Raw genomic sequence first — 1,800 nt, forward strand, 5'->3', positions numbered from 1 at the left:
ACATCGAGATGTTCTACAACGCGGTTCGACGGCATGGTTCCGCTGGCGACGTCTCACCGGTAGAGTTTGAACGGCGCTACGCGCAGAGCGGCCAGTGAGTGTCTATGAAACTCTGGTCGGTCCAGATCGTTCGGGCGGTCAAACTGCATTGATGTATCTCATGGGCGCTAACGCCTGAATTAAGCCGACCCGCGAAGCGGGTTCGGCTTGAATGAATTGTTAGGCGCGACGCCACCATTTTGCAAGGCGCCAGACCCAGATAGCCAATGATAGGGGCAGGACCAGTGCCAAGATGAGCGTGAGTAGGAAAAGAAAGTCTCCGATCCCGACAAACGGTCCATTGCACTGAAATCCGCCGAAGCCGAAGGCACAATATCTGCCGTTAACGTGCCAGACGCCCAGTGCCAGCAAGATGCATGTTGCAGATAGCACGGCACTCATGAGAGGGAATTTCAAGGATAACTCCACGCCTAACGCTCAAGTTAAGCCGAATTGCAGCGCGTAGCCGGCAACATGGCAAGCTTTTTCTGCCATGTTGTTGGCGTAGCGATGCAATTTCGGCTTGAACGCAATGTTAGGCCCCCGAGTTAATTCATCCCTTCACCACCGAACGCAACACGATTTGGCTCTCCTCAATGGTGATCTCGTAGTCTGCCCGCTCCAATCCGTGAATCAGGAAGATGAGCTTTGCGAAGTCCTCACACATTAGGACAGGTGCGTCTGGCGGGAGACGCGTGAACTTGGACTGGTAGATTAGGCGAATGACGCCCGGTCGTGATGCATCCAAAATCGCAGAGCCGTCTACCACTGAGCGTTCTTGTGTTTCAGTACCCCAAGCGGTGATCTCGAGAGTCCCGTCCGCGAGCCAGGCTGACTGAATCTCGCTCAAGGCGTTCAGATCTTCGGGGCCGCCGGCACAGTCGCCCCTCACCACGCGAAAGTCGACGTCGTGCGCGAGTGCCGACTGGGCGACAACCAAGACGAGCAGGAGGGCGAGTGCTTTCATAAGGCCTAACACTCAAGTTAAGCCGAATTGCAGCGCGTAGCTGGCAACATGGCAAGCTCTTTCTGCCATGTTGACGGCGTAGCGATGCAATTTCGGCTTGAACGCATTGTTAGGCCACGCGCTGTTCATTCGCTGGATACAGGATCCCGTTGCGACCATATTACTGAGATGATCTTCCAGCCGTCCTCAGTGTGCACCAGATGCCACATCTCACGGCCCCAATGGGATTCTTCCCCATTGTGCAGAACGGAATAGTCAAAGTTCACGGAAGCGACCAATCCATCCGTATCTATGGTTACGTCCCGGAATACTTCCTCGAGCGATCCTGAATCAGCTGCGGTTGTCGCATCGATCATGGCCAGGTAGGTGTTCTGTGGCCACCTAACGACCCGGCTCGCTTCGGGTGCGAATTCTTTGAATCTGGCTACCCTTGTATCGTCGTCTACCATCTGCCAAGTCACATGCTCGGGCTTGTCAGAAAAGAAGAGTTCAACGAACGTTGCCTTGTCCTTATTGATGATTGATGTACGGAACGCTTCCACAATCTCACGAATCGCTGCCACGTCTCGGGGTTCGTTATGGACAGCTATTGCGGGTTGCAGGCTTGCTGACAGGAGAACGAAAGTAATGAAGGCAAGCTTTTTCAGAGGTGACATGTGAACTCTCCGTGGCCTAACACCAGAATTAAGCCGTGCCGCGAAGCGGCATCGGCTTGAATGAATCGTTAGGCACCACCGGCGCTGTCAGCGAAAGTGCGAACCGCGTTGTGATGCCGGTAGATTAGAACTGCAGCA

2 protein-coding genes are annotated in these 1,800 nt (G+C 54.3%); both read right to left on the bottom strand.

All coding sequences use genetic code 11. The annotated features are described in order from the left end of the window. Nucleotides 1-592: 592 nt before the first annotated feature. Nucleotides 593-1,006, bottom strand: coding sequence for a hypothetical protein (locus tag ACW7G5_RS14745; protein WP_457005765.1), 414 nt, complete (start codon nucleotides 1,004-1,006; stop codon nucleotides 593-595). 125 nt (nucleotides 1,007-1,131) lie between these two features. Continuing rightward, nucleotides 1,132-1,662 carry a nuclear transport factor 2 family protein gene (locus ACW7G5_RS14750; protein ID WP_457005767.1) on the bottom strand — a complete coding sequence of 177 codons (531 nt, stop codon included), beginning with the start codon at nucleotides 1,660-1,662 and terminating at the stop codon, nucleotides 1,132-1,134. Between the last annotated feature and the right edge of the window lie 138 nt (nucleotides 1,663-1,800).

It is taken from the genome of Luteimonas sp. A501 (assembly GCF_054052085.1).

Bases quoted from the DNA above. Each gene is read 5' to 3' on its own strand.
- ACW7G5_RS14745 (WP_457005765.1), bottom strand. From the start codon at position 1,006: ATGAAAGCACTCGCCCTCCTGCTCGTCTTGGTTGTCGCCCAGTCGGCA.
- ACW7G5_RS14750 (WP_457005767.1), bottom strand. From the start codon at position 1,662: ATGTCACCTCTGAAAAAGCTTGCCTTCATTACTTTCGTTCTCCTGTCA.